22 protein-coding genes are annotated in these 25,734 nt (G+C 63.0%); 12 read left to right on the top strand and 10 right to left on the bottom strand.

Going from position 1 to position 25,734, the window contains the following annotated elements:
* Window positions 1-3 precede the first annotated feature (3 nt).
* From LL253_RS09790 to LL253_RS09780, 3 genes are read left to right on the top strand one after another with little or no spacing between them, the layout of a single operon-like run.
* Window positions 4-1,794 carry a peptide MFS transporter gene (locus LL253_RS09790; RefSeq protein WP_228227065.1) on the top strand — a complete coding sequence of 597 codons (1,791 nt, stop codon included), beginning with the start codon at window positions 4-6 and terminating at the stop codon, window positions 1,792-1,794.
* A complete protein-coding gene (locus LL253_RS09785; protein WP_228222170.1) occupies window positions 1,781-3,187 on the top strand; it encodes an amidohydrolase in 1,407 nt (468 codons plus the stop codon). Before LL253_RS09790 ends, LL253_RS09785 begins: the two co-directional genes overlap by 14 nt.
* Window positions 3,184-4,512 (top strand): amidohydrolase family protein, encoded by a 1,329-nt coding sequence (locus tag LL253_RS09780; protein ID WP_228227064.1) that lies wholly within the window; start codon window positions 3,184-3,186, stop codon window positions 4,510-4,512. The genes LL253_RS09785 and LL253_RS09780 overlap by 4 nt, the downstream gene beginning before the upstream one ends.
* Before the next feature lie 56 nt (window positions 4,513-4,568).
* Here the strand turns inward: LL253_RS09780 and LL253_RS09775 are convergent, their stop codons facing one another.
* Window positions 4,569-5,027 carry an SH3 domain-containing protein gene (locus LL253_RS09775; protein WP_228227142.1) on the bottom strand — a complete coding sequence of 153 codons (459 nt, stop codon included), beginning with the start codon at window positions 5,025-5,027 and terminating at the stop codon, window positions 4,569-4,571.
* Window positions 5,028-5,161: 134 nt separating this feature from the next.
* Here LL253_RS09775 and LL253_RS09770 point away from each other — a divergent pair, with 134 nt between their 5' ends.
* Window positions 5,162-6,172: a 2-hydroxyacid dehydrogenase gene (locus LL253_RS09770; RefSeq protein WP_037542316.1), complete on the top strand. Its 1,011-nt coding sequence runs from the start codon at window positions 5,162-5,164 to the stop codon at window positions 6,170-6,172.
* Between the two features lie 3 nt (window positions 6,173-6,175).
* Here LL253_RS09770 and LL253_RS09765 read toward each other — a convergent pair whose 3' ends face one another.
* A complete protein-coding gene (locus LL253_RS09765) occupies window positions 6,176-6,619 on the bottom strand; it encodes a PA2169 family four-helix-bundle protein (RefSeq protein ID WP_228227063.1) in 444 nt (147 codons plus the stop codon).
* 193 nt (window positions 6,620-6,812) lie between these two features.
* Between LL253_RS09765 and LL253_RS09760 the strand changes: the two genes are divergently transcribed.
* The 3 genes from LL253_RS09760 (at window position 6,813) to LL253_RS09750 (ending at window position 9,096) form a co-directional block, all read left to right on the top strand.
* A complete protein-coding gene (locus tag LL253_RS09760) occupies window positions 6,813-6,998 on the top strand; it encodes a DUF1328 domain-containing protein (RefSeq protein WP_009821964.1) in 186 nt (61 codons plus the stop codon).
* Window positions 6,999-7,003: 5 nt separating this feature from the next.
* Window positions 7,004-7,207 (top strand): DUF5818 domain-containing protein, encoded by a 204-nt coding sequence (locus tag LL253_RS09755; protein ID WP_228222174.1) that lies wholly within the window; start codon window positions 7,004-7,006, stop codon window positions 7,205-7,207.
* 86 nt (window positions 7,208-7,293) lie between these two features.
* Window positions 7,294-9,096, top strand: a complete 1,803-nt coding sequence (locus tag LL253_RS09750) for a DUF885 domain-containing protein (protein ID WP_407696093.1) — start codon at window positions 7,294-7,296, stop codon at window positions 9,094-9,096.
* Here LL253_RS09750 and LL253_RS09745 read toward each other — a convergent pair whose 3' ends face one another.
* On the bottom strand, window positions 9,097-9,327 hold the full coding sequence (locus LL253_RS09745) for a hypothetical protein (protein ID WP_228227061.1): 231 nt from the start codon (window positions 9,325-9,327) through the stop codon (window positions 9,097-9,099). It abuts the gene before it with no gap.
* Window positions 9,328-9,616: 289 nt separating this feature from the next.
* Between LL253_RS09745 and acnA the strand changes: the two genes are divergently transcribed.
* Window positions 9,617-12,286: an aconitate hydratase AcnA gene (gene acnA, locus LL253_RS09740; protein WP_228227060.1), complete on the top strand. Its 2,670-nt coding sequence runs from the start codon at window positions 9,617-9,619 to the stop codon at window positions 12,284-12,286.
* Window positions 12,287-12,423: 137 nt separating this feature from the next.
* Window positions 12,424-13,083, top strand: a complete 660-nt coding sequence (locus LL253_RS09735; RefSeq protein WP_156784154.1) for a hypothetical protein — start codon at window positions 12,424-12,426, stop codon at window positions 13,081-13,083.
* A 4-nt stretch (window positions 13,084-13,087) separates the two neighbouring features.
* Here LL253_RS09735 and LL253_RS09730 read toward each other — a convergent pair whose 3' ends face one another.
* Complete coding sequence (locus LL253_RS09730; protein ID WP_228227059.1) at window positions 13,088-15,406, bottom strand: GH92 family glycosyl hydrolase; 2,319 nt, start codon at window positions 15,404-15,406, stop codon at window positions 13,088-13,090.
* A 92-nt stretch (window positions 15,407-15,498) separates the two neighbouring features.
* On the opposite strand from LL253_RS09730, the gene LL253_RS09725 reads away from it, so the two are divergent.
* Window positions 15,499-16,851, top strand: a complete 1,353-nt coding sequence (locus tag LL253_RS09725) for a glycoside hydrolase family 27 protein (RefSeq protein ID WP_228227141.1) — start codon at window positions 15,499-15,501, stop codon at window positions 16,849-16,851.
* Between the two features lie 16 nt (window positions 16,852-16,867).
* Here the strand turns inward: LL253_RS09725 and LL253_RS09720 are convergent, their stop codons facing one another.
* Together LL253_RS09720 and LL253_RS09715 are read right to left on the bottom strand one after the other, a co-directional pair.
* The gene (locus LL253_RS09720) at window positions 16,868-18,538 is read right to left on the bottom strand and encodes a M28 family metallopeptidase (RefSeq protein WP_228227058.1); all 1,671 of its coding nucleotides are present in this window, start codon (window positions 18,536-18,538) and stop codon (window positions 16,868-16,870) included.
* Between the two features lie 34 nt (window positions 18,539-18,572).
* A complete protein-coding gene (locus LL253_RS09715) occupies window positions 18,573-19,229 on the bottom strand; it encodes a glutathione S-transferase (protein WP_228227057.1) in 657 nt (218 codons plus the stop codon).
* A gap of 129 nt (window positions 19,230-19,358) precedes the next feature.
* On the opposite strand from LL253_RS09715, the gene LL253_RS09710 reads away from it, so the two are divergent.
* The gene (locus tag LL253_RS09710; RefSeq protein WP_228222181.1) at window positions 19,359-20,582 is read left to right on the top strand and encodes a polyhydroxyalkanoate depolymerase; all 1,224 of its coding nucleotides are present in this window, start codon (window positions 19,359-19,361) and stop codon (window positions 20,580-20,582) included.
* Window positions 20,583-20,651: 69 nt separating this feature from the next.
* Window positions 20,652-21,410 (top strand): sulfite exporter TauE/SafE family protein, encoded by a 759-nt coding sequence (locus tag LL253_RS09705; protein WP_228227056.1) that lies wholly within the window; start codon window positions 20,652-20,654, stop codon window positions 21,408-21,410.
* A gap of 38 nt (window positions 21,411-21,448) precedes the next feature.
* Here LL253_RS09705 and purC read toward each other — a convergent pair whose 3' ends face one another.
* From purC to LL253_RS09690, 4 genes are all read right to left on the bottom strand, one after another.
* Window positions 21,449-22,231, bottom strand: a complete 783-nt coding sequence (gene purC / locus LL253_RS09700; protein WP_009821977.1) for a phosphoribosylaminoimidazolesuccinocarboxamide synthase — start codon at window positions 22,229-22,231, stop codon at window positions 21,449-21,451.
* Window positions 22,232-22,377: 146 nt separating this feature from the next.
* A complete protein-coding gene (locus LL253_RS19775) occupies window positions 22,378-22,512 on the bottom strand; it encodes a hypothetical protein (protein ID WP_009821978.1) in 135 nt (44 codons plus the stop codon).
* A gap of 31 nt (window positions 22,513-22,543) precedes the next feature.
* Window positions 22,544-23,950 (bottom strand): alpha,alpha-trehalose-phosphate synthase (UDP-forming), encoded by a 1,407-nt coding sequence (otsA, locus tag LL253_RS09695; protein ID WP_009821979.1) that lies wholly within the window; start codon window positions 23,948-23,950, stop codon window positions 22,544-22,546.
* The gene (locus LL253_RS09690; RefSeq protein WP_266100950.1) at window positions 23,947-25,731 is read right to left on the bottom strand and encodes a glycoside hydrolase family 15 protein; all 1,785 of its coding nucleotides are present in this window, start codon (window positions 25,729-25,731) and stop codon (window positions 23,947-23,949) included. The genes otsA and LL253_RS09690 overlap by 4 nt, the downstream gene beginning before the upstream one ends.
* Window positions 25,732-25,734 lie beyond the last annotated feature (3 nt).

The raw sequence follows: 25,734 nt of genomic DNA, 5'->3' as shown, positions 1-25,734 counted from the left end.
GCCATGGCCATTTCACCCGCCGACCCCAACCGGGCGGCACAGGCGGCCGAACATATCAACGACGCCGACGCATCTTGGTTCGGCCATCCACGTCAGCTTGCCAGATTGTTCACCACCGAAATGTGGGAGCGATTCGGTTTCTACGGCATGCGGGCCTTGCTGGTCCTCTACCTGACCGACCATTTCCTCTTTTCCGATACCAGCGCCAGCGGGACGTATGGCGCCTATATGTCGCTGGTCTATCTCACCCCGTTCATCGGCGGCTTCATAGCGGACCGGTATCTGGGGTCGAAACGGTCGGTGAAGTTCGGCGCGATCATCATGGCGATCGGCTATTTCACACTGTGTTTCGGCGGGGAGGCAGCCAAGCCCTATGCCCTCGTTGATGGCCAACGCTATGAAGTGCAGGTTGCCAAGCAAGGCGATGTGCGCCAGCAATATCTGATCGAGGGTGACAGGCGCCTTGCCATTCGCGGGCATGAGGATGGCTCGGTCGATCTGCTGAACGACGCGGGCGCTGTCGAGCGCAAGGTCGAAAAGGGCGCCTTCGTCGCCGGCGGCGAACGCAGCCCCTTCTTCACCATGCTGATGCTGATCGCCCTGTCGGCCATCGTCGTCGGCAATGGCTTCTTCAAGCCCAATATCTCCACCATCGTGGGTGAGCTTTATGCAGTCGGCGACCGTCGCCGCGACGCAGGGTTCACCATCTTCTATATGGGCATTAATCTGGGGAGCCTCTTTTCTCAGATACTCTGCCCCTGGCTGGCGACGTCGGTCGGCTGGTGGGCGGGCTTCCTGCTGGCGGCCATCGGCATGCTCTGTTCCTGGGCGCTCATCCAGTTCGATGGCGGAAAACTCGGCGGCTATGGCGAACGCCCGGAAGGGGCGAACCCTCGCAAGGATCTGCTGATCTACGCCCTGTCGATCGCAGCGGTGCCCGTAATGTGGTTCCTGTTCGTCAATGTGATGGACGCCGCACAGGCGCAGGCGGGCACGGGCATCATCGGTTATCTGATGGCGCTGCCGCTCCTTGGGAAATTGCTGTTCGTGACTTTCCTCGTTGCCGTACCCGCCATCCTCATCTGGTCCTGGCGCGCGGGCAGCAAGGCCGAATTTCAGATGATGCTGGCGGCGATGGTCATGATCGTCTTCAACGTCGTGTTCTGGACCTTGTTCGAACAGGCGGGTTCCTCCCTGACGCTGTTTGCCGATCGAAACACCGACCTTTCGGTCTTCGGTCTGTTCACCCTGTCGGCGGGCCAGACCCAGTTTTTCAACGCCTTCTTCATCGTGACGCTGGCGCCCCTTTTCAGCATTGGCTGGAACGCATTGGGCCGCCGGGGGCTGGAGCCGTCCATCCCGGTCAAGTTCGCTATCGCGCTTGTCGGCGTGGGCCTGGGCTTTCTGGTGCTGGTCTGGGGCAGCGCCTTTGCCGGCGCGGATTTCAAGGTGTCGATCTGGTGGCTGGCTCTGCTCTACCTCATCCATTCGATGGCGGAACTGTGCATTTCGCCGGTCGGCCTGTCGATGATCACCAAATTGTCGATCGTGCGCATCGTCGGCCTGATGATGGGCGTATGGTTCATGTCGATTTCGGTCGCTCAATATGTCGGCGGCATGATCGCGCAGGTCGCCAGCGTCGAAACGGTGGGTGGCCAGGTCACCAACCTTGCCGTCAGCCTGCAAACCTATGTGGATGTCTTCCGCGCGATCGGCCTTGCGTCGATCGGCTTGGGCGTCCTTCTTTTTGTCCTCGCTTTTCCGATCAAGAGGTGGATGCATGGCGTTCAGTAACAGGGGTGTTTCACTGACGGTCGCGGCTGTCCTGCTGGCCAGCAGCGCAACCCCGCTGGCCGCGCGCAAGGACAAGGATGAACGGCCCGCCTCGCAGGGGGCGTCGGCGGAACCTGAAAATCCTTATCCTTCGACCTATCGTCCTTATGGTGGTCGGCCGACGGTGCTGCGCGGCGCGACCGTCTTTGACGGGGAGGGCGGACGCATCGATAATGGCGTGGTCTTCCTGTCCGACGGTAAGGTTACGGCCATCGGCGGACCGGACACGCCGATCCCCGCGGACGTGGTGGTGATCGACGCGCAGGGCAAATATGTGACCCCGGGCGTCATCGATATTCACAGCCATCTGGGCGATTATCCCTCTCCCGGAGTCGAGGCATTGTCCGACGGCAATGAGGCGACGTCGCCCGTCACCCCGCATGTCTGGGCCGAACATAGCGTCTGGCCGCAAGACCCCGGCTTTTCCCGCGCGCTTGCCAATGGCGGCGTGACGACGCTTCAGATTCTGCCCGGTTCGGCCAACCTGTTTGGCGGCCGCAGCGTGACGCTCAAGAATGTGCCCGCGCGCACCATGCAGGGAATGAAGTTTCCAGGTGCGCCGCAGGGCCTGAAAATGGCGTGCGGCGAAAATCCCAAGCGGGTCTATGGCAGTAAGGGCCGCGAACCCAGCACCCGCATGGGCAATATGGCGGTCAACCGCCAGACCTGGATCAAGGCGCGCGAGTATCAGCAGAAGCGCGCCGCCGGCAAGGATCAGACCCGTGACTTGGGCATGGAAACTCTGGCCGATGTGCTGGAGGGCAAGATCATGGTCCATAACCACTGCTACCGCGCCGACGAGATGGCCAATGTCATCGATATGAGCAAGGAATTCGGCTACAAGGTGTCGACATTTCACCATGCCGTCGAAAGCTACAAGATCGCGGACCTGCTCCGCGACAATGGCATCTGCTCGGCCCTGTGGGGCGACTGGTATGGCTTCAAGATGGAGGCCTATGACGGGATCAAGGAGAATATCCCGCTGGTCCACAAGGCCGGCGCCTGCGCCATCGTTCATAGCGACGACCAGGACGGTATCCAGCGTCTCAATCAGGAAGCGGCCAAGGCGCTGGGCGCGGGGCGGCGCATGGGCATCGACATCAGCGACGAGGTCGCCTGGACCTGGCTTGCTATCAATCCAGCGCGGGCGATGGGCATTGCCGATCGCACCGGCAGCCTCAAGGTCGGCAAGATGGCGGATGTCGTGCTGTGGAACGGCAACCCGTTCAGCACCTATACCCGGCCGGAAAAGGTGTGGATCGACGGCGCTTTGCTCTATGACGCCTTTGACCCCAAGCGCCGACCGGTCAGTGATTTTGAACTGGGCCAGATCGGCGCGGGAGACGTGAAATGACGAAGAGCTTTTCCCTTCGCGCCAACGCGGGACGCCTGGGCGCGGCGCTGATCGCGATGGTCGCGGCTGTCCCCGCGCTTGCCCAGCCGATCGCCATCACCGGCGCGACGCTGGCGATCGGCGACGGGTCCGAACCTGTCCAGAACGGCACGGTCGTCATCGACGCGGGCAAGATCGTCGCCGCCGGCGCTGGCATTGCGGTGCCCCCCGGCGCGAAAATCGTCGATGCGTCGGGCAAATGGGTGACACCGGGCCTGGTATCGGGCTTTTCACGGGTCGGCCTGGCCGAAGTGCCAGCCGTGCGCGAAACCAACGATATCAGCGCCAATTCGCCCTTTTCCGCCGCGATCGATGTCGCTCCCGCGATCAATCCGCTCGCCAACCCGATCGCGATCAGCCGCAATGGCGGCGTGACCCGCGCGGTCGTCGTCCCGGCGGCCTCCAGCGGCATATTTGCCGGGCAGGGCGCGGTCATCGATCTGGGCGCGGACATGAGTCCGGTCACCAAGGGCCGCGCCTTCGAATATGTCGAAATGGGCGAAGCCGGCGCGGCCGAGGCGGGCGGCAGCCGCGCGGCGATGATCCTGACGTTCAAGATGATGCTGCGGCAGGCGCAGGACTATGCCAAGGCGCCGGCGGCCTATGATGGCAATTCCAGGGATTCGCTGCTGAACCGCGTCGATGCCGAGGCGCTGGTGCCGGTCGTCACCGGGGCGATGCCGCTGATGGTCCATGCCGAAAGCGCGCGCGATATCCTGGCTGTATTGGCGTTGCGGCAGGATTTTCCCGCGCTGCGCCTGATCCTGGCCGGGGCGACCGAAGGCTGGATGGTGGCGCCGCAAATCGCAGCCGCCAAGGTGCCCGTCATCACCGCAGGGCTTGAAGACTTGCCGTCCGCCTTCGAAAAGCTCGCCGCGACGCAGAGCAATGTTGGTCGGATGGTGCAGGCGGGCGTTTCGGTATCGATGGGTATGCTGACCGGGGACGATGCGTTGCAACTGCGGGTCGCCAACCAGCAGGCGGGTAATATGGTCGCGCTGACCAAGGTGCCGGGCGCGACCGGGCTGACCTGGGGGCAGGCGCTGCGCACGATCACGCTGGCCCCGGCCGAGGCAATGGGGCTGGGCGATCGGCTGGGTTCGCTTCAGCCGGGCAAGGCGGGCGACGTGGTGATCTGGGACGGCGATCCGCTCGAAATGACGTCCGCGCCTGTGGCCGTCTGGATCGACGGCGTTGCGCAGCCGATGACGGATCGCCAGACCCGCTTGCGCGATCGTTATGCAACGCCGGACGAAGGCAGCCTGCCCAAAGCCTATGAATGGTGATGGCCGGGGGGCGGGGCTTTGGCCCCGCTCCCAGCTTTGGGGCTAGGGCTATGGCCTCATTCGTCGATAGCGCCCCAGATGTCGCTGGCCTTTACATAGCCGCGCCGACCCTTGACGTCGAAGGCGCACCAGCCGCCTGAACAATCGGATATGCGACCCACAACGCCGCGTTCGGCGCGAAACAGCGTCGCTGATCCGTCGCTCGGCGATCCATGCAGCGGCGCGATGGCCGACCGGACGATGGCGGTGGGCGTGTCGCTCAGCAGGCGGACGTGCATCCACCCCTGCGCGCCGTCCGGGTCCTGCACCTTGCGCCACAGGCCAAGGACCTGCACCACCTTCACCGGCAGGTCGCGGCGGCGATAGACCCAGTTGGACGGGTAATCCAGGCTGGGGCCGACCCGCATGCGCGCCTCATCATGCGACAGCGATGCCCAATAAGGTGTCTTCTTGCCGGGCGCAGCGTTGGCAGAACTTGCCGCAAGGACCAGAAGAACTGCGCCGCCGACGGCCATGGCCGTGTAAAGTTTCGAAATCCTGTCACCCATGGCCGACCCATAGCCCGTCGATCGTCGCCGCGACAGTCTTTCCTCGCCAGACCTGGCTTATCCGCTTGACCCGCACCTTGTCGCGCAATAGCGCCACCTTCATGGTTGAACCGCGCAAGACTCCGCCGCGTCCCGCCAAGCCGCGCGTGATCGTTACGCGTCGCCTGCCGCCCGATGTGGAAGCGCGCATGGCGCAATTGTTCGACGCCAGCTTCAATATCGCCGACGCGCCGATGGATCGGACGGCGATGGCCCGTGCCATGGCCGATTGCGACGTACTGGTGCCGACCATCACCGATCAGATCGACGCAGACTTGATCGGCGGAGCGCCCGACACGCTGCGCATGATCGCCAGCTTTGGCAGCGGTGTCGACCATATCGACCTCGTCGCCGCCCGGGAAAAGGGCATCATCGTCACCAACACGCCCGGCGTGCTGACCGAAGATACCGCCGATATGACGATGGCGCTGATCCTGTCGGTGCCGCGCCGCCTGGCCGAGGGCGAGAAGCTTGTGCGCAGCGGCGCGTGGCAGGGGTGGAGCCCGTCAGGCATGCTGGGCCACCGGATCGGCGGCAAGACGCTGGGCATCATCGGCATGGGCCGCATTGGCCGCGCCGTGGCGCGGCGGGCGCGCGCCTTTGGCCTGTCCATCGCCTATCATAACCGCCATCGCTTGCCCTTCGAGGTCGAGCAGGAGCTTGAGGCGCGATGGCAGGGTGATCTGGACGCACTGCTGACGCAAAGTGATATCCTGTCGATCCACTGCCCGCTCAATTCCGACAGCCGCGAGTTGGTGGACGCGCGGCGGATCGGGCTGCTGCGGTCCCACGCCTATGTCATCAACACGTCCCGCGCGGAAATCATGGACGAGGGCGCGCTGATCGACGCGCTGGAAGAAAGCCGCATCGCCGGCGCGGGGCTGGACGTCTATGCCCATGAACCTGCGGTCGACCCGCGCCTGCTGGCCCTTTCCAATGTCGTTCTGCTGCCGCACATGGGGTCAGCCACGATCGAGGGGCGCCATGCCACGGGTGCGCGGGTCATCGCCAATATCCGCACCTGGGTCGACGGGCACAGGCCACCGAACCAGGTGCTGGAAGGCTGGGTCTGACCGTCAGGCGACGACCTGCTGCTTCAACTGATCGACCATCGTCAGCCCGTGGCGCACGGAATCATGCGCGCGGCGAACGACGGCCAGCGTTTCCGCGTCGATGGCATCGTCTTTCAATACACGCGCGAATTCTTCGCTGAGATAATCCTCGCCGCGGTCGATCGCCTGGATGATCGCCTTGTCGCCGCCACCCAAGGCGACATGGATATCCTCGATCCACCGGTGGACCGTGCCTGCGGCGGACCCGAATTCATTGGGCTTGCCGTCAAGCTGGCGGCTGCGTTCCTGCAGCAGTCCAACCGCTGCCTGCCGTTCGGCGGCCAGATCGCGAAACAGGGTTTCAAATGGCGCGGATTTCGCCTTTTCCGCGCTATGCTCATATCCCTTCACGCTGTCGATCAGCGTGGTGATGAGGTCATCCAGCTTGCTGATGGTATGATTGTGCATAACCGTCTCCTTCCTATGGGCGTCGGGCAATCTGCCTTCCAAACGGTTCCAAGCTGCCGCCGGTTCAACCAACCTTATGATATTCAACCTTAATATGGCATTAGGCATGTCGAACTATCCGCTACGCAGGTGGAACAAGCCGGCCGGTCGGGGGTTGGAGAAATATCTTTCTATCGATTTGAGGATCTTACTCATGATCAAGCTCGCGATCATTTCGCTGGTCATCGCAGCCGTGCTGGCGTTGCTCGGCTTTGGCGGCGCAGCCGGCACTTTCGTCGGCATTGCCAAAATCCTGTTCTTCATCGCACTGGCGGTGTTTGTCGTCTTCCTGGTCCTCGGCATTCTGGCCGGGAAGGGCGTCAAGGACGCCATCGACTAAGCATCATGATGGCGGTCGGCGCCACTATCGACGAAACCGGGAGGCTGGTGCGCGACGCGGCCGGCTTCCTGCTTCGCCGGGACGATGGCGGGAGCTACCGGCTGGTACTCTTGCGGGTTCCGGTCGACTTAGTTGAAAAGCAGGTTCGTGTGCGCGGCATTCATATCGGCGAGGACGTTGTCGAGGCAGAAGGCGTAGCCCCTGCATAATCGCCTGGCGCAAGGTCATGCTGGCCTAAGCCATCGGACATAATCGGTCTTGCCAAATGCGCATGTCGGCGGGCACCATCGCTACCATGCGCAAAATCCTCTATACCGCCATTGCTCCCTTCTGCCTTGCCGCCATTCCCATCGCCGTCCAGGCGCAGGACTTTGCGGCCCCCCCCACCCGGACATCGACGGCGCAGGCCCAGCTTGCCCGCATTCTCGACGATCACTGGAAATGGTATCTGTCGATCCATCCCGTCGAAGCGACCGCGCGGGGCGTGCGTAGCTATGACGATCGCATCTACGACATGTCGCTGGCGGCGCGCGATGCGCAGATAAAGGCCGAACGGCAATTCGTCAGCCGATTGGAGGCGGTGCCCGAAGCGGAATTAAGCGCGGCGGACCGCGTCAACCGCAATGTCCTGCTCTGGATGCTGCGCGACGACATCGCCAGCGATGGCCATCAGGCAGAACGGCTGATGCTGTTCACCACCTATTATGGCTGGCATCAGGGATTTTCCGGCATGGCTGATGGCCTGCCTTTCTATAATCGCGCGGATTATGACAGCTATCTTAAGCGGCTGGCACTTTACCCGAAGCAAAATGCAGACGCGCTCGACATCACGCGGCAGGCCATCGCCGGTGGCTATGTTCAACCCTGTTCCGTCCTTCAAAATTATGCCGGCACGATCAGCGGCATCGTGGAGGGAAAGCCGCAGGACACGCGCTTTTACGAACCCTTCAAGCGCCCCAGGCCGCGCGACGTCAGCGATGCCGACTGGGCCGCGATGCAGGCCCGCGCGGTGACGCTCATCCGCGACGTGCTGACGCCGGAATATCGCAATTGGCATGACCTGTTCGTTGCGGACTATCTGCCCCATTGCCGCAAGAGCGACAGCGCCTCGTCGCTGCCGGGCGGCGCGGCCTGGTATGCCAGCCGCGTGAAGGCGCATACCACGACTGACCTGACGCCCGATCAAATCCACCAGATCGGTCTGGACGAAGTCGCCCGGATCGGCCGGCGCATGGACGATATCGCCGCCCAGACGGGCTATCCCAATCGCGCGGCATACATCGCTCATTTGCGCACCGATCCGTCCTATTATGCCAAGACGCCGGAAGAATTGCTGCGCGTCGCGGCGCGGCAGGCCAAGACGATCGATGGACTGCTGCCGCGCTATTTCGGTACGCTGCCGCGCCTGCCCTATGGCCTCAAGCCTATTCCGGCCGCCGAAGCGGAAGGGACCACCACGGCCTATTATGGACCGGGCGCACCGGAATCGGGCATTTCGGGCACCTATTGGGTCAACACGTCCAAGCTGGATCAGCGTCCTTTCTGGGAGGTGCCGGCGCTGACCGCGCATGAGGCGGTGCCGGGCCATCATAATCAGATCGCGCTGCAACAGGAATTGCCGTTGCCGCCTTTCCGCAAATATCTTGCCGGCTTCACCGCCTATGTCGAAGGCTGGGCGCTCTACACCGAATATCTGGGTGAAGAGATGGGCCTGTATGACACGCCTGAAAAGATGATGGGTCGCCTGTCCTATGAGATGTGGCGCGCCTGCCGCCTCGTGGTCGATACCGGCATCCACGCCAAGGGATGGGACAAGGCGCGCGCCGTAGCGTTCATGAAGACGAACAGCGCTCTGTCGGACGCCAATATCGATGCCGAAGTGAACCGCTATATCAGCTGGCCGGGTCAGGCGCTTGGGTACAAGCTGGGCGAGATCAAGATACGCGAGTTGCGCGTCAGGGCGGAAAAAGCCCTGGGGAAAAATTTCGACCTGCGCCGTTTTCACGACGCGGTGCTGGCGCAGGGCGCGGTGCCCCTGACCGTGCTGGAAAGCCAGATTGACGCCTGGATCGCGGCCGAAAGGGCGCTAGAGGCCTGATCAGGCGGTCGGCAGCCGTTCCAATGGCCGGAAGGCGGTGCCGGCGCCGGACCAGCCGCGATAGGCGGCGTCGATCGGCAGGGCGGCTTCGCAGCAGGCGCATTGCGCCATGACCCGGCCCACCAGCCATTGGCTTTCCCCACAGGAAGGGCAGGGCATCGCCCGACCGGGGCGATAGGCGCGCACATGGCCTGCGGCGTCGTTCGCGCAGCCGGGCAAGGGTATCGGCATGAATGGGGGTCCCCTGTTGATCCAAATCCAAACGCCGCTCAGGGACCTTGTTTCCTCTTGCGAATCGTTAGCAGGGGAAATCGCGAACAGGCGGGATATTCGGCGATTTTGTCCATTTGACACTGCCGCCCCATTCTGTATGGCGCTGCACCATCGGGACATACCTGCTTCGACCACCGGTTGGGGCGCATCCCTGACCTTCGCCGTCCAGTCCGTTCGCTGTCCGGCGAGGTTCTGGTGGAATCGCGTCATCCTCTGGCGGAGCGCCACGCGAGGAGACGCACATCTTATGACCGCCATCGGACAGGACACGCTGGGCACCCGCGACATGATGAATGTCGGCGGCAAGGACATTGCCTATTATTCCTTCAAGAAGGCCGCTGCAAAGCTTGGAGACGTTTCGCGCCTGCCTTTCTCGATGAAGGTGCTGCTCGAAAATCTCCTGCGCTTCGAAGACGGCGTCACCGTCACCACCGACGACATTCAGGCGATCGTTGACTGGCAGAAGGATCGCGGCCAGGCGCAGCGCGAAATCCAGTATCGCCCGGCGCGCGTGCTGATGCAGGATTTCACCGGCGTCCCCTGCGTCGTCGACCTTGCCGCGATGCGCGACGCGATGACGGCGCTGGGCGCCGACGCCGCCAAGATCAATCCGCAGGTTCCCGTCCACCTCGTCATCGACCACTCGGTCATGGTTGACGAATTCGGCACGCCCCAGGCGTTCGAGCAGAATGTGGAAATCGAATATCAACGCAACATGGAGCGCTACGACTTCCTGAAATGGGGCAGCAAGAGCCTCGCCAATTTCTACGCCGTGCCCCCCGGCACCGGCATCTGCCACCAGGTGAACCTGGAAAATATCGCGCAGGCCGTCTGGTCGAGCGAAGGGCCTGACGGCGTCACTGTCGCCTATCCCGACACGTGCGTCGGCACAGACAGCCACACCACCATGGTGAACGGCCTTGGCGTGCTGGGCTGGGGCGTGGGCGGCATCGAGGCGGAAGCCGCGATGCTGGGTCAGCCCGTCTCGATGCTGATCCCTGAAGTCGTCGGTTTCAAATTTACTGGCACATTGAACGAGGGCGTCACCGCGACCGACCTCGTCCTTACCTGCACCCAGATGCTGCGCGCGCGCGGCGTCGTTGGCCGCTTCGTCGAATATTTCGGTCCGGGCCTCGCCACGCTGTCGCTCGCCGACCGCGCGACGCTCGCCAATATGGCGCCCGAATATGGCGCGACCTGCGGCTTCTTCGGCATCGACGACAAGACGCTGGACTATATGCGCCTGACCGGCCGCACCGAAGAGAATATCGCGCTGGTCGAAGCCTATGCCAAGGAGCAGGGCTTCTGGATCGACCCGGCGGTCGAGCCGGTGTTCACCGATACGCTGGAGCTTGACCTGTCGACGGTCGTCCCCAGCCTTGCCGGTCCCAAGCGTCCGCAGGACCGCGTGTCGCTGCCCGACGTCGACGACGTGTTCAACGCCGACATGGAAAAGACCTATAAGAAGGCGCAGCAGCGCGTGCCGGTCGAGGGCAAGGATTTCGACATTGGTGATGGCGACGTCACCATCGCCGCGATCACCAGCTGCACCAACACGTCGAACCCCGGCGTTCTGGTCGCGGCCGGTCTGGTCGCCAAGAAGGCGAACGAGCTGGGCCTCAAGCCCAAGCCTTGGGTCAAGACCTCGCTCGCGCCCGGCAGCCAGGTGGTGACGGACTATCTGGAAAAGGCCGGCCTTCAGTCGCATCTCGATGCCATCGGCTTTAACCTGGTGGGCTATGGCTGCACCACCTGCATCGGCAATTCCGGCCCGCTGGCCGAACCGATCAGCAAGGCGATCAACGACAATGGCCTGGTTGCCGCCGCCGTCATTTCGGGCAACCGCAACTTCGAAGGCCGCGTGTCGCCCGACGTGCGCGCCAACTTCCTCGCCAGCCCGCCGCTGGTCGTCGCCTATGCGCTCAAGGGCACCGTGGTAGAAGATTTCATCACGACCCCGATCGGCACCAGCAAGGATGGCGAAGCGGTGTATCTGAAGGACATCTGGCCCAGCAATGACGAGGTTTCGACCGTCATGGCCGGCTGCATGGACCGCCAGATGTTCCAGGCCCGCTACGCCAATGTCTACAAGGGCGACGCCCATTGGCAGGCGATCGAAGTGACCGGTTCGGACACCTATCAGTGGCGCGCCGGTTCGACCTATGTCGCCAACCCGCCCTATTTCGAGGGCATGTCGATGACCCCCGATGCCGTGACCGACATTCAGGGTGCCAAGCCGCTCGCCATCTTCGGCGACTCCATCACCACCGACCATATTTCGCCGGCCGGTTCGATTAAGGTCGACAGCCCGGCGGGCAAGTGGCTGATGGAGCATCAAGTCAGCAAGGCCGACTTCAACAGCTATGGCGCGCGCCGTGGCCATCATGAAGTCATGATGCGCGGCACGTTCGCCAATATCCGCATCAAGAACCAGATGCTGGACGGCGTCGAGGGCGGCATGACCAGCTATAATGGCGAAGTCATGCCCATCTACGATGCGGCGATGAAGCACAAGGCGGACGGCACGCCGCTGGTGGTCATCGGCGGCAAGGAATATGGCACCGGATCGTCGCGCGACTGGGCGGCCAAGGGTACCAACCTGCTGGGCGTGCGCGCGGTGATCGTGGAGAGCTTCGAGCGCATCCACCGCTCCAATCTGGTCGGCATGGGCGTGCTCCCGTTGCAGTTCAAGGATGGTGAAAGCCGCGAGACGCTGGGCCTCAAGGGCGATGACAGCTTCACCATCGAAGGTGTCGCCGACCTCAAGCCCCGCCAGGATGTTGAGGTGAAGGTCACGCGCGCCGATGGGTCGACCTTCAGCTTCACCGCGCTGTGCCGCATCGATACCGTCAACGAACTGGAATATTTCCTGAACGGCGGCATCCTCCAATATGTGCTGCGCAAACTCGCCGCCTGATCGCGCGATGCAGTAATGAAGAAGGGCTTCTCCCCAAGCGGGAGGAGCCCTTTTTCTTTGTCCGGTTCGTCGCATCAGTCTTGATTCCGGCAATCCTTGTGCAAGGATCTCTCCGTCCTGACGAAGAAAGGCATGATATGCGCGCCCTTGTTCTTCCGCTCATCGCAGCATCATTGGTCGGGACGCCGGCCGTGGCGCAGGATCGCAGCGCCGCCTATCGCGGGCGGCCCGATCAGGCCGATCGTCCGCGCAACACCGCGCCCGTGGACAGCGCCGAAGCGAAGCGCTGGATGCAGCGTTTCGCCCAATGCGTGGTCGCCGGCAATCCGACCGGAGCCAGACAGTTGCTCGCGACATCGCCCGGTTCGACGGATGAGCGGGACATGCTGATCCGCATCGCCCAGCAACGCGCCAACTGCCTGCACCACGGCAAGTTGCGGATGAAGGGCAATTGGATGCGCGGGGCGATCGCCGAACAACTTTATCTGCGCGCCTATCCAAAGCCGGTAGAGGCTGCGCCGATGCCGGACGCGCCGCTGACCGCGCGGGCGGATGCGCAGCAATCCCCTTATCATGCCTATGCCGACTGCATCGTCGCGCGCAACGCACCGGCTGCGGACGCGATGCTGCGCGCCGAACCTGGCAGCGCCGCGGAAAAATCCGCCTTGCAGCAAACAATGCCAACGCTCTCCTCCTGCCTTGCCGGCGGGAAGGACGGCAAGCTGGCGATCGATCGCACGATGCTGCGCGGCTATCTGGCTGAATCGCTTTACGTAAAGCGCTTGCCGGCTGGCTGAGCGCTCAGGGACGATAGCGTGTGGTGGAAAAGGGACGCGCGCTGGGTTTCGTCGCCCAGGACGTGTTCGGCCTCGCCTGCATCGTGAAGCGCAATTCGCCGCCCGCACGGATCTGCGCATCGGTGATGACGCTGCGCTCCAACGGGCTGCCGTTCAGCGTCACGCGGCCGACATAGCGATTTGCGTCCGACAGTCCGTCCGCAACGACCGTGAAACGCTGTCCACCGGGCAGCGTCATTTCCGCTCGATCGACGAAGGGGCGGCCGATCACATATTCGTTGCTGCCTGGCGCCACCGGATAGAAGCCGAGCGCCGTGAACACCAGCCAGGCGGACATCTGACCCAGATCGTCATTGCCCGCCAGCCCGTCGGGTGTGGGCTTATACTGGCTCTCGACAATCTGCTTCAGCCGCTCCTGCGTGCGCCATGGCTGTCCTGCGTAGTTATACAGATAGGCCACATGGTGGCTGGGCTCATTGCCGTGGATATATTGACCGATCAGGCCGGCGATATCCTCGGCATGGCTATAGTCGATCTGGCTGTTGTCATAATCGAACATGGCGTCGAGCTTGGCGACGGCCTTGGCGTCCCCGCCCAGCAGCCGGAACAGCCCGCCCTGATCGTGCGGCATGAACCAGCTATATTGCCAGGCATTCCCTTCCGTATAGTCTGACCCATAGTTGATCGCGGTCGGGTCGAACGGCACGCGAAATGTGCCGTCGGCCTTGCGCGCGCGCAGGAATCCGGTCTTCGCATCGAAACTGTTGCGCCAATTCTGCGCGCGTTTTTCGAACCTGGCGGCGATCGCGGTCTCACCCAGCGTGCGGGCAAGTCGCGCAATGGCCCAGTCGTCAAAGGCATATTCGACAGTCTTGGATGCCGCTTCGGGTTCGCGGTCTATCGGCACATAGCCCAGCGACATATAGTCGCCCAGGCCGCCATAGGGCGCATAGTCGGCGCTGGCGACCATCGCCTTGAGCGCGGCTGCGCAATCTATGCCCACGATGCCCTTCAGGCACGCGTCCGCGATCACCGGGACGGCATGATAGCCGATCATGGTCCAGGTTTCCTTGCCCGCAAATTGCCAGACGGGCAGGATGCCGAACGGGCTAGCCTTCTGGCCGACGACCAGCGAGTTCACGAAGTCCGCATTCTTCGCGTCCGGCTGGATCAGCGTCAGCAACGGATGTTCGGCGCGAAACGTGTCCCACAGGGAAAAGGTGGAATGCATGGTGAATCCAGCGCTGTCATGCACCTGGTCATCGGGGCCGCGCCAGCGCCCGTCTGCATCGCCCCAAACGCTCGGCGCCATCAGGCTGTGATAGACGGCGGTATAGATGTTGGTGCGCATGGGCTGCGGCGCGTCGATCTTGACCCTGTCCAGCGCCGCGTTCCAGGCCGCGCGCGTGCGCGTGCGGACCGCGTCGAAATCACCCGGCTCGCTGGCGAGGTTCGCAATCGCGCCAGCCTCGTCCACGCCTGACAGCGCAACCTTCACCTCCAGCGCTTTGGTAAGCAGTCCGAAGTCAAATTGCGCCACCAGAGCACGGCCGGACAGCGCATCGAGCGTTTCGGGGCCGCGCCCCGGCCCCTTGAACCCCTTGTAGAGAATATTCTCCTCCGTGCTGACCAGCTTGTGGCCCGTCATCGGCGCGGAAAAGCGCATGGCGAAGAAAATCCGGCGCGGCGTAGCCCATCCCCGCACTTCGCGCGATCCGGTGATCGTGCCATCCGGCCGAATCCGCACTGACGACCACAGGATTTTTCCGGGATAATCATAGATGATGCTGCGCAGATCGAGCATGAGGTGCGCCGCCTTGCCGGCCGGGAAGGCATAGCGATGCACGCCCACACGCGTGCCGGCCGTCATTTCCGCTCGCACGGCCGGATCGGTCAGGGTGACGGCATAATAGCCCGGGGATGCGACTTCGTCCGCCTTGTGTGACCGGAATCCCGGCGTCGTCGCGTCGCCCGATCGCAACGGCACTGTGTCCCCGGTGACCGGCATGACCAGGAAATCACCCAGGTCGCTATGGCCTGCGCCCGAAAAATGGGTGTGGGAAAAGCCCAGGATGACTGGATCCTCGTGCCGATAGCCCGACGCCCAGTCATAGGTTTCGCGCGCAGGCCCTACATGCGTATCGGGCGAAAGCTGCACCATGCCGAACGGCGCCACCGCGCCGGGAAAGGTGTGGCCTTCGCCGTTCGTGCCGATGAAGGGATCGACGGCATCGACGGGATCGGACGCGGGCCGCTGGGCGAAAAGGGCGGTGCTGGCAAGCAGGCCGGCGGCAACGGCCAGGCGGGTGAGGCGGATCAACATGGGCGTGGTTAAATCATGCCTGTTCCGGCCCGCCAAGTGCTTAGCGCTTGATCTCGCGGGGCGACAGGGGTTTACTCCTACAAATGAAGAGGATGCATCTGGAAACGAGCCGCCGTACGGTGCTGGCGGGCAGCATGGTGGGACTGACGGCTGCGGCGGTCGCGCAAACGTCGCAGCGCAAGGCCGGCGATGGCGCACCCATGCTCGCGCCGCGCCCGCCCATGGGCTGGAACAGCTGGAACAGCTTCGCCACCACCATTACTGAAGCACAGGCGCGCGAAACCGCGCAGATCATGGCCGACAAGTTGCTGCCGTTCGGCTATGATATCTTCACCGTCGACATCCAGTGGTATGAACCCGAGGCGTCGAGCTACGCCTATAACGCAAAGCCCAGGCCCGCGATGGACGCGCATGGCCGGATGATCCCCGCGCCCAATCGCTTCCCCTCCAGCGTAGGGGGCAAGGGCTTCGCGCCGCTGGCGCAGGCGGTGCACGCGCTGGGCCTCAAATTCGGCATCCATGTCATGCGCGGCATCCCGCGCGCGGCTGTGGAGGCAAATCTGCCGATCCTTGGCACTGGCTATCGTGCCGCCGACATCGCCGACCGGACCAGCATCTGCTCGTGGAACCCGGACATGTATGGCGTGGACATGGCCCGGCCCGGCGCGCAGGCCTATTATGACAGCATCTTCCGCCTCTATGCCGACTGGGGCGTCGATTTCGTCAAGATGGACGATATGAGCCGTCCCTACGACGCCCATGCGGCGGAGGTCGAGGCGGCGCACAAGGCGATTCAGGCGACCGGCCGCCCCATCATCCTTAGTCTCTCTCCCGGGGAAACGCCGGTGATCCGCGGCGATCATGTTCGAAAATATGCGCAGATGTGGCGCATCTCGGACGACTTCTGGGATGAATGGCCAATGCTGGAGGCGCAGTTTACGCGCCTGGAAAACTGGACGCCCTGGCGTGGGCCGGGCAGCTGGCCCGACGCCGACATGCTGCCGCTCGGCCGGCTGGCGTTGGGCGAGCGCGATACCCGCTTCACGCCTGACGAGCAGCGCACGCTGATGACGCTCTGGGCGATCGCCCGTTCGCCGCTGATCATGGGCGGTGACCTGCGCCACCTCGACGCCGCGACGCTGGCGCTGCTCACCAATCGGGAGGTGATTGCGGTCAACCAGGCAAGCCGCGACAACTGCCCGCATTTCGTCGAGGATGGCACGCGCATCTGGTCCGCCAATGCGGAGGGCAGCGCGGACCGTTATCTCGCGCTGTTCAACACCAGCGACAAGGCGCGCGAGGTCGGCATCGACCTCAGCACCCTTGGCCTCAGCCGCCCCGTCGCCATACGCGACCTTTGGGAAGGCAAGGGGCTTGGCACACAGGCGCAGCGTATCGTCGCCCATCTGCCGCCGCATGGCGCTGCGCTTTATCGGCTAGGTTGAACCGGCACGGGCCGGGTTATTTCCTGACCCCCGCGCTCTTGTCGCGGATCGCCTTGAACTCGGAGCCGGGCTTCCATTCCGGCCAGCGGTCCGACGTGGCAAGGTCGCGCCCGATGTCGAGCATCAGATCGATGTCCTGCGCCGCGCCGTCCAGATTCCAGCTGTCGTCCACCGCGTCACACGCCTGATGATAACAATTGCCCGTATAGGCATCGACCCACGCCTGCCCGGCGGCGCGGCCCCCATGAACCAGGTCGGATGCCCCGGCAATGCCCATCATCAGCAGCACCGGCACGCCGCGTTTCGCCATGGAGAAATGGTCGGCGCGATAGAAAAGCCCGCGTTCGGGCAGGCTTTCCTGCGTCACGACGCGCCCTTGCCGGGCGGCGAAACGAGCAAGATCGTCCTCCAGCATATTCTGTCCCTTGCCGACCAGAATGACATCCTTCGCCTTGCCGGCGGTCTGGAGGATATCGATGGTCAGGTTCGCGACGGTCTTGTCGAGCGGATAGACCGGGTTCAGCGCATAATGTTCGGACCCCAGCAGGCCGCGTTCCTCGGCCGTCCAGGCGGCAAACAGGATGGAGCGGTCAGGCGCTGGCCCGGCTTTGAACGCGCGGGCAATCTCGAACATGCCGGCGATGCCCAATGCGTCATCATTCGCCCCGGCGCGATAGATACGCCCCTGCGCATCGGGTTCGCCCTTGCCATAGGCGTCCCAATGCGCGCCATACATGATCGTTTCGTCGGGGCGTTTGGCCCCCGGGATGCGGGCGAGCACATTGGCGCTCTGCACCACATCCTGTGTAACCGGGAAGCTCGCGGTAAAGGTCGCGCCTTTCAACTCGACCGGCTTGAACGCCGCTGACCGCGCCTTTTTACGCAGGGCCGCCAGATCTTGACCCGCACCGGCAAACAAGGATTTGGCCGCCTCGCCCGCAATCCAGCCCTGAAGCTGAAGGCTTGTCAGCCTGTCGGCAGGGCGGACAAGGTCGTAATTCTCACCGCCCGGGCTTTTTACCACATTCCAGCCATAGCCAGCGCCGGGCGTATCATGCACGATAAGCGCGCCGATCGCGCCGCGCCGCGCGGCTTCCTCGAACTTGTAGGTCCAGCGGCCATAATAGGTCATGGTCTTGCCGCCGAACTTGCCGACGGCGTCCTCGCCCTTCACCGCTTCGAAATCGGGATCGTTGACCAGGAAGACGGCGACCTTGCCTTTCAGATCCACACCCTTGAAGTCGTCCCAGCCCCGTTCGGGCGCGGAAACGCCATAGCCCACGAAGACCATCGGCACCTTGTCGATGCTGACATTGTCCTTGGGTTGCAGGGTCGACACATAGACATTTTCGCCAAAGGTCCACGGCGTTGTCGCGCTCCCCTGGGTCACGGCAAGTTGCGTGGGCGTGCCCAATTGAGTGTGCAGCAACGGCACTGTCTGCACCCACTGGCCGTCGGGGCCACCCGGTTCCAGCCCCAGCGCCTCGAACCGGCCGACGAGATAGCCGATCGTCCGCTCCTCTCCGATGGTGCCGGGCGCGCGCCCCTGAAACAGGTCGGACGCCAATGTGCGCACGGAGGATTCCAGTCGATCAGGGGCGATCGCCTGGGCTTGAGCGGCGGCGGGGAGGAGAGGGGCGGCGGACAGGCCCAGGGCCAGGAGCATCGTGCGAACAGTCATGCACATAGCCTTACGCCCCTAAGGACGGAGGGGAAAGGCCCTAGAATTCGGTCTCCAACTCGATCATTTCGTCGGGCTCCTGACGGGCGCCGTCGATCCATTCGCGCATCAGCGGCCACTCGTTTATGGTTTCGCAATAGGCGGCCGACATCGGGCTCACCGCCACGGCGTAGGTCAGGAATCTCTGCACCACGGGCGCGAACATCGCGTCGGCCACGGTGGGTGAGGCGCCGAACAACCAGGGGCCGCCATAATCGCCCAGACATTCCGCCCATATCGTCTCGACCCGCTCGATGTCGGGGCGGGCGCCGGGGAAGATCGGGAAGCGATCGTGCCGGACCTTCAGGTTCATCGGCAGCGCGGACCGCAGGTTGATGAAGCCCGAATGGATTTCGCCCGATACCGACCGACACCGGGCGCGGGCGACGCGATCGGTGGGATACATGCCCGCATCAGGATACAGTTCGTGCAGATATTCCGCGATAGCCAGCGTGTCCCAGACGCTTGCGCCCTCATGGGTCAGGCGCGGCACCAGCACGGAGGGAGAAAGCAGCAGCAACTCCGCGCGGTTGTCAGGGTCGTCAAGGGCGACCATCTGTTCCTGTACCGTCAGCCCCGCGAGTCGACAGAGCAACCAGCCCCGTAGCGACCAGGATGAATAGGTGCGGCTGGAAAGAGTGATTTGCGCGTCGGCCATGGCTTTACCCCTCGCTATCCTGCGCAGGTTCCCATTTATGATGGTGCAGTGCAACAGAAAATGCCTGTATAGCGTTTCATCAAGGAACCGATTCGGTTCATAGGGTCAATATAAGGCAAGTTTGCGATCATGCGGATGCTCTACAGCGGCTATCAGGCCTGGAACGACATGCTGGCGCCCGCGCGCCTGGGCGCCGAATGGGCGCTCGGCCTGCGCAAGACGATGGGCCCGATGGCAGAATGGGCGATGCCGCGCCGAATGTTCGCATTGATGGACGTGTTTCAGGGCGCGAAGCTGACCCACAAGCGGCCGGCCTACGATATCAACCTGGTGCAGAGCGGTAATGCGCAGGTGGCCGTGCGTGAAGAAGTCGCGCTCGACATGCCCTTTGGCAACCTGCTTCATTTCGTGAAGGACGACGTCGCCGTCGATCAGCCGCGTGTGCTCGTGGTCGCGCCGATGTCCGGCCATTTCTCGACTTTGCTGCGCAACACGGTCGAAACGTTGCTGCGCGATCATGATGTCTACATCACCGACTGGAAAAACGCGCGGGACGTTCCTCTGTCCGCCGGTCGCTTCGGCTTCGACGACTATGTCGACTATGTGATCCGTTTCCTGCAGGAATTGGGGGAGGGCGCGCACCTCGTATCCGTATGCCAGCCATGCGTGCCGGCCATGGCGGCCGTCGCCTTGATGTCGGAGGATCAGGACAAGGCGACTCCGCGATCCATGACCCTGATGGGCGGGCCGATCGATCCCAACGCCGCGCCCACTGCGGTCAATGATCTCGCCAATGAAAAACCGATCAAATGGTTCGAGGAAAATCTGATTTCCGTCGTTCCGTTCCGCTATGCGGGGCGCGGGCGGGAGGTCTATCCCGGCTTCTTGCAACTGTCCGCGTTCGTGTCCATGAACATGGCCCGGCACGGAGCGCAGCATCGCGAACTCTATCAGTTGCTGGCCGACGGCAAGACGGAACAAGCGGACAAGATCAAGACATTCTACGAGGAATATTTCGCCGTCCACGACATGACCAAGGAATTTTACCTCGAGACCGTCGACATGGTGTTCCAACGAACCCTGCTCGCCAAGGGGGAACTCACGGTGCGCGGCCGCAAGATCGATCTCGGTGCGATCCGCAAGACCGCGTTGCTGACGGTCGAGGGCGAGCGTGACGATGTCTGCGCCGTGGGTCAGACGTCCGCCGCCCACGCGCTGTGCACGGGTCTGCGCCCCCATCTCAAGCGTCATCATCTTCAACCGGGCGTTGGCCATTATGGCGTGTTTTCCGGCAGCAAATGGGAAAAGCAGGTCTACCCGCAGGTGCGGAACATGATCCTGGCGATGAATTGACGACAGGCGATCCCGGCCCGTTCAAGGCGGGGCGGCACCTGACTTGTGCCTGTTCGCTAGTGCTGCGCCATGCCGGTTGATGTCGATGCCATCTACATCGTCTGCGCGCTGGTCGCCGTTATCATATCCGGGCTGGCCAAGGGAGGCTTTGCGGGCGTGGGCGCGCTTGCCATGCCCATCCTGGCGCTGGCCATTGATCCGGTCCGGGGCGCTGCGATCCTGTTGCCGATCCTGATCTTGCAGGATGCGGTCAGCGTCTGGGCCTATCGGCGCAGCTGGGACGGACGGATCCTTGCGGTCATGCTGCCGGGCGCGGCGGTCGGGGTTATGCTTGGCTGGCTCTTTGCAGCAAAGGTGTCGGAAGTCGCGGTCCTGGGGGTATTGGGTGGCATTTCGGTGCTGTTCGGCTTGCAACGTCTGTGGGTCGAGCGGGGCGGTGCGGTCACGCTGCCGTCCAATTCGCCAGCCTGGGTCGGTTTTCTGTTCGGGATCGCCAGCGGTTTCACCAGCCAGATCGCGCATGCCGGCTCACCGCCTTTTCAGATGTGGGTATTGCCCAAGAAGCTTTCGCGCGACATGCTGGTGGGCACGACCGCCTTCGCTTTTGCTGCGATGAACTGGATGAAGGTTCCGGCCTATGCCGCCCTGGGGCAGTTCACCCACGACAATCTGGCCGCCACCGCGATGCTGGCGCCGGTCGCGATCCTGTCAACATTCGCGGGCGTCGCGCTGGTGCGGCGGGTTGACCCCGCGCGCTTCTACACGCTCATCTATGTGCTGATGATCCTGCTCGGCCTCAAATTGATGGCCGATGCCCTGATGGCGTGACGCCATGAAAAAGGCCGGCGCTGTGGCCGGCCTTTTTCCTATTCCTTCTCGCGCTTCTTGCGATGGGTGTCGAGGTCGAGGACGGTGGTGTCCAGTCCTTCGGGCAACAGGCCCAGCCGCCGCGCCACTTCCTGATAGGCTTCGACTTCGCCGCCCAGATCGCGGCGGAACCGGTCCTTGTCCAGCTTCTCGTTGGTGGCCATGTCCCATAGCCGGCATCCGTCCGGGCTGATTTCGTCGGCCAGGATGATGCGGCTGTAATCGCCGTCATAAAGCCGCCCGAACTCCAGCTTGAAGTCGATGAGGCGTATGCCGATGCCGGCGAACAGGCCGCACAGGAAATCATTCACGCGGATCGCCATGTCGGCAATATCGTGCATTTCCTCCTGCGTCGCCCAGCCGAAGCAGGCAATATGCTCTTCGGACACCAGCGGGTCGCCGAGCGCGTCATCCTTGTAGCAATATTCGATCAGCGTGCGCGGCAACTGCGTGCCTTCCTCGATCCCCAGTTTCTTGGAGAGCGATCCGGCAGCCACATTGCGCACGATCACCTCGATCGGCACGATTTCGACCTGCCGGATCAGCTGCTCGCGCATGTTAAGCCGACGAATAAAATGGGTGGGCACGCCGATCTGGCCGAGCAGCGTGAAGATATGCTCGGAAATGCGATTATTGAGCACGCCCTTGCCGGAGATCGTGCCTTTTTTCTGCGCGTTGAAGGCGGTGGCGTCATCCTTGAAATATTGGATGATCGTGCCCGGTTCGGGGCCTTCATAGAGGATCTTTGCCTTGCCTTCGTAAATCTGGCGGCGACGGGCCATGCGCGTTCCTGACCTTTTTTCTCAAAAACAATGCGCCCCGGCAATCGCGAATCGGAAAGGATCAGCGGGTGCCGGGGCTGTTCGGGCAGGCCTTTAGAACAAACTCACCGCCGGTGCAATTGGCGGGGCAGGGCGCTCCCCTGTTGCTAGAGAACATCGGCAAACATGAACCACAGCAGCGCGACCCAGGCGATCAGTCCCACCGTGGCGATAATGACGCCCGACCGGGCCTGAATAGCAGATAAAAATCCGCCTATGTCCTCATCGTCGTCCTGCTGCATCCGCGAGGCCTAGCGAGCGCGCTGTTCGGGCTCAACCCTCCGCGGGCGCTGCGGCTGACTTTTTGCGGATCGGCTCGGCCGCTGTCAGCCGGTCGGTGAAGGTCTGACGCCACCAGCTGATATCCTGCTTTTCCACGCTGTCCATCATTGCGCGCCAGCGCCGCTTGCGTTCGTCGAGCGGCATCGCCAGCGCGCGGTTGATCGCATCGGACATTTCTTCGCTGCTATAGGGATTGATGAGCAGCGCGTCGCGCAACTGGATCGCAGCGCCGGCAAAGCGCGACAGCACCAGAACGCCGGGGTCCTCCGGGTCCTGCGCCGCGACATATTCCTTGGCCACCAGGTTCATGCCATCGCGCAAAGGCGTCACCAGTCCGATCCGCGCCGCGCGATAGATGCCGGCCAGCTTGTCGCGGGGATAGCCCTGGTTGACGTAACGGATCGGCGTCCAGTCGACATCGCTATATTCGCCGTTGATCCGGCCAGCGAGCGAATCCAGCGTCGCGCGAATGTCGCGATAGCTTTCCACCTCTCCACGCGAAGGCGGCGCGATCTGCGTCAGCACGACCTGGCGATGATGTTCGGGATGATCTTTCAGGAACCGGGCATAGCCGTTGAACCGCTCCTCCAGCCCTTTGCTGTAATCCAGTCGATCGACACCTACGATCAACGACCGGTCCTGCAAGGATGCGCGAACCTGCCCGTACATGTCCTTCGCCGCGTCGCTGATGGCGGCGTCGGCGAATTCCTGCGCATTGATGCCGATGGGGCAGGCGATCGCCTGGATCGTGCGGTCGCCCACGGTGACGAAGTCGCCGTCAACCTTGCCGCCCATTTCCTTCTCTACATAATGACGGAAGGATTCGAGCCATTCCTCGGTATGAAATCCCACCACATCATAGGCGAAGAGCGAACTGACCAGCTTTGTATGGTGCGGCAGCGACACCAACAGGCGCGTGGGTGGCCAGGGGATGTGCAGGAAGAAGCCCATCCGGTTCTTGAGGCCCCGGTCGCGAAGCATCTGGCCGAGCGGGATCATGTGATAGTCATGAACCCAGATGATGTCGTCCGGCTCGATCAGCGGGCTGGTCGTTTCGGCAAAGCGCTTGTTGACGCGGTTATAGCCGCCTTCGAAATCGCGCGCATATTCGGCTAGGTCGATGCGGAAGTGAAATAGCGGCCACAGCGTCTTATTGGCATAGCCATTATAATATTCGTCGACATCCTGTTCTTCCAGGTCGATCGTCGCGGTCTTGACGCCGTCATATTCGGCAAAGCCGATATGGCCGGTGAAATTGTTGGTCACCTCGCCCGACCAGCCAACCCATATGCCCCGGCTTTCCCGCAAAGCCTGCGACAGCGCGACCGCCAACCCACCCTGATTGCCGCTCTTGCTGGGGCGACTGACCCTGTTGGAGATGATAATCAGGCGGCTCATCGCATCGCGCTCCACGGTTTGCTCAGCAAGACGGCGCAGTTGATGATGCCGACCAACGAGTAGGTTTGGGGATAATTACCCCACAATTCCCCGGTCACGGGGTCGATATCCTCCGACAACAGGCCCGCGGCCGTGCGCCGGGACAGCATGACCTCGAACAATTCGCGCGCTTCTTCGGTGCGGCCGGTGCGGTGCAGCGCCTCGATCAGCCAGAAGGTGCAGACGTTGAACGCCGTTACCGGCTCACCGAAATCATCGGGCGCGCTGTATCGCAGCATGTCGTTGCCGCGCCGCAAGTCCGCTTCCAGTGCTGCCAATGTCCCGGTGAACTTGGGGTCATCGGCGCTCAGGAAACGCAGGTCGAGCAACTGGAGCAAGGAAGCGTCGCGCGAATCATCCTCGAAATTGGCCGAAATCGCATTGCTGTCGTTGCGCCAGGCCGCATCCAATATGCGCGCCCGCATCGTTTCCGCGCGATTTTCCCAATAAGCCGCGCGCATGTCCAGCCCTAAAGCCTTGGCCGCATGGGCCAGACGATCGCACGCCGCCCAGCACATGACTGCGCTATAGCTGTGGACATGGGCGCGGGTGCGCAATTCCCACAGGCCAGCGTCGGGCTTGTCATAGACTTGCCAGGCGCGCTCGCCCACCGCCTCCAGCGCCTCGAAATCGGCATGGCCCGCCATGCGCAGCAGACGCTGGTCGATGAAACCCTGAACCGACGACAGCACGATCTGGCCATAGGCGTCATGCTGAATCTGTTCGTAGGCCGCATTGCCAACGCGCACCGGTCCCATGCCGCGATAGCCCGGCAGCGCTTGCGCCTCCCATTCCGTCAGCGTGGCATTGCCGCGGACATCATAGAGCGGCTGGATATGCCCGCCCTTGGCGCCATCGACGATATTGCGCAGATAGACGAGATAGGTTTCCAGCACGTCCAGCGCACCCAGCCGGTTGAGTGCCTCCACCGTGTAATATGCGTCACGAATCCAGCAATAGCGATAGTCCCAGTTACGCCCGCTGTCGGCATGTTCGGGAATGGACGTCGTCAGCGCCGCGACGATCGCGCCGGTTTCCTCATGCTGGCACAGCTTCAACGTGATGGCGGATCGAATGACCGCTTCCTGCCACTCGGCGGGAATGGCAAGACCCCGGACCCAGACCTGCCATTCCAGGATCGTATCGTCCAGCATCCGTTCGATCGCGGGGCGAAGCGCGTCGGAAAAGCCTTCGTCCGGCCCCATGAAGAAATGCATGTCGGCTTCCAGCCGAAACCAGCTTTCCTGGCTGATGAGGCCGATGGGCGCGTTGGTCGATACGCGCATCGCCATATAGGACAGCACCATGCGGATATGGTTGGATCCGTAGCTGATCGGCACCGTTTCCGCGTTCCAGCTCGTCGTCGGGCGCAGTCGCACGCGAATGCGCGGGCTTCCCGCGACCGGCCGGACGATCCGTACGAAGGCGACCGGGCGGTACATGCGCCCCTTGTGCCGATGGCGCGGGCAGAAGTCATAGGTTTCGATCGCGTTGCCCTGCGCATCGCGCTGGCGCGTCACGAGTATCGGGGTGTTGCGAATATACTGTTGTTCGACCGCGACGACATTTTCCAGTTCGATCGCCCAGAATCCGCGTGCGTCCGGATCATCCCAGGACTGGTCGTCGAGCAGGGCGGAAAAGACCGGGTCGCCATCCACGCGGGGCACGCAGCCCCAAACCATGCGCCCGGCGCGGTCGATCAGAGCCGACGCCTGGCAATTGCCGATGGGCCAAAGGTCCAGCGT

Origin of the sequence: Sphingobium soli (genome assembly GCF_020782245.1) — a bacterium.
Taxonomy (GTDB): domain Bacteria; phylum Pseudomonadota; class Alphaproteobacteria; order Sphingomonadales; family Sphingomonadaceae; genus Sphingobium; species Sphingobium soli.
The sequence above is the reverse complement of the archived record's forward strand: the minus strand, read 5'-3'. Positions and strand labels throughout refer to the sequence as shown.